Origin of the sequence: Mesorhizobium sp. M2A.F.Ca.ET.067.02.1.1 (assembly GCF_004023285.1) — a bacterium.
Taxonomy (GTDB): Bacteria; Pseudomonadota; Alphaproteobacteria; order Rhizobiales; family Rhizobiaceae; genus Mesorhizobium.
This window is the reverse complement of record NZ_RZSB01000958.1, coordinates 1-1,966: the sequence shown is the minus strand read 5'-3', so window position 1 is coordinate 1,966 and position 1,966 is coordinate 1. Positions and strand designations below refer to the sequence as shown.

The 1,966-nt window shown below is 65.3% G+C and carries 3 protein-coding genes; 2 read left to right on the top strand and 1 reads right to left on the bottom strand.

Features of this window, described 5'->3' with window-relative positions; translation table 11 throughout:
• Positions 1-263 (top strand): CoA pyrophosphatase (locus EOA28_RS34215; RefSeq protein ID WP_148671051.1); only part of this gene is annotated, 263 nt, incomplete at its 5' end.
• Positions 260-1,528: a CCA tRNA nucleotidyltransferase gene (locus EOA28_RS34210; RefSeq protein ID WP_127251098.1), complete on the top strand. Its 1,269-nt coding sequence runs from the start codon at positions 260-262 to the stop codon at positions 1,526-1,528. The genes EOA28_RS34215 and EOA28_RS34210, both read left to right, overlap by 4 nt.
• A gap of 48 nt (positions 1,529-1,576) precedes the next feature.
• On the opposite strand, the gene EOA28_RS34205 is transcribed toward EOA28_RS34210, so the two are convergent.
• Positions 1,577-1,966, bottom strand: a 390-nt coding sequence (locus EOA28_RS34205; protein WP_148671050.1) for a S8 family serine peptidase, incomplete at its 5' end; no start/stop codon positions are given.

Sequence of the window (1,966 nt, the reverse complement as noted above, 5' to 3'; positions counted from 1 at the left end):
ATGTGTCGGGCAGCGGTTACCGCATTGTGCCGGTGCTCGCCGTCGTACGTCCGGGCTTTTCGCTGACGCTCAATGCCGACGAAGTCGACGCCGCCTTCGAGGTTCCCCTGAGTTTCCTGATGGACCCGGCCAACCACACGCGCGACAGCCGCATGTGGAACGATCTCGAATGGTTTTTCTACGATATGCCCTATGGCGACCAGCGAATCTGGGGCGTCACCGCCGGCATCATCCGCACGCTGTATGAAAGGCTTTATGCGTGAGCGTCGAGCTGTCCCTCTCGGGCCAGGCCGGTTGGCTTGGCGACAAGGCCCTGCAGCAATTGCTGGCCGCGCTGAAGCAGGGCGGCGAGGAAGCGCGTGTCGCCGGCGGCGCGGTTCGCAATGCGCTGCTTGGCCAACCGGTGGCCGACATCGACATCGCCGCGACGACACTGCCCGAAGAGACCATCCGGCGCGCGGAGGCGGCCGGCTTCAAGACGGCGCCGACAGGGATCGAACACGGCACCATCACCGTGATTGCGGGTGGCAAGCCCTATGAAGTAACCACACTGCGCGCTGATGTCGAGACCGACGGCCGCCGGGCGAAAGTGACTTTCGGGCGCGACTGGAAGCTTGATGCCGAGCGGCGCGATTTCACGATGAACGCGCTCTATGCCGAAGCCGACGGCACGGTCGTCGATCTTGTCGGCGGCATTGCCGATATCGAGGCGCGGCGGCTGCGTTTCATCGGCGACGCGGAGGCACGCATCCGCGAGGATTATCTGCGCATCCTGCGGTTTTTCCGCTTCTTCGCCTGGTATGGCGACGGCCGGCCCGATGCCGAAGGCCTGAAGGCCTGCGCCAGGCTGAAGGAGGGGCTTGCCCAGCTTTCTGCCGAACGCGTCTGGTCCGAACTGAAGAAGCTGCTGTCGGCTCCGGACCCTTCGCGCGCTCTGCTCTGGATGCGCCAGGCCGGCGTGCTGACCGCCGTGCTGCCGGAAAGCGAGAAATGGGGCATCGATGCCATCCACGGGCTGGCCAGGACCGGGAAGGATCTCGGCTGGATCGACGATCCGATGCTGCGGCTCGAGGCAATCGTCCCGCCCGATGTCGCGCGCATGAAGACGCTTGGCGAGCGGCTGCGGCTTTCGAATGACGAGGCCGCTCGCCTGCGGCACTGGGCGCTGACCATCGCCCCGGACGCGAAGATGACCGAGACCGAACTGGCCAAGAAGCTCTACTACGGCGATCGCGACGGCTATCTCGACCGTATCCGGCTGGCGCTTGCCGCCGCGCGGACGCGTGCCGTGGAAGACAACCAGGCGATGATGGAGGCCGGCGGCCTTTCACGCCTGCTCAACTTCACGCTGAAATGGACAAAACCGGTGTTTCCGATCAAGGGCGCCGACCTGACCGAACTTGGGGCGTCGCCGGGGCCGAAGCTTGGCGCGACGCTGAAGAATCTCGAAAGGGAATGGGTCGGGTCGGGCTTCACCTTGGAACGCGGCGCGCTCATGGAACGCGCCGCGCAGGCCCTGGAGCCTTAGTCCGTCGGGCGACTGGCGCTAGTCCGCCGGGGCGACCGGCGCGACCTGTCAGCGTATCGCCACGGGAGCCAGCGCCCGCGAGAGACTTGCCTCGCCCTTGCCGTAGATGGACGGGTCGTAGTTGGCCAGCGTGTCGGTGCGGGCCGTGTTGAGCAGGTCGTTGGTGATCTGAACCGGCGTCGCCTTGGTGAACTTGCTGCCGATGATCGCGGCGTAGCCCGAGATGATCGGCGCGGCGAAGGACGTTCCGTAAAGACCGGTCTTGTCGCCTTCGACGCCGACCACCAGGAAATGGCTCTGCACCTGCGTATTGGTACCGGCGTAGTCGGAATACCATGCAAGCTGAGCCTTGTTGGCCGTCGTGCCGTTCGTCGACAGCGCGCCGACGAAGATCGCCGTCGATTTGCCGATCAGGGCAAGGTCGAGATAGTCCTGCTG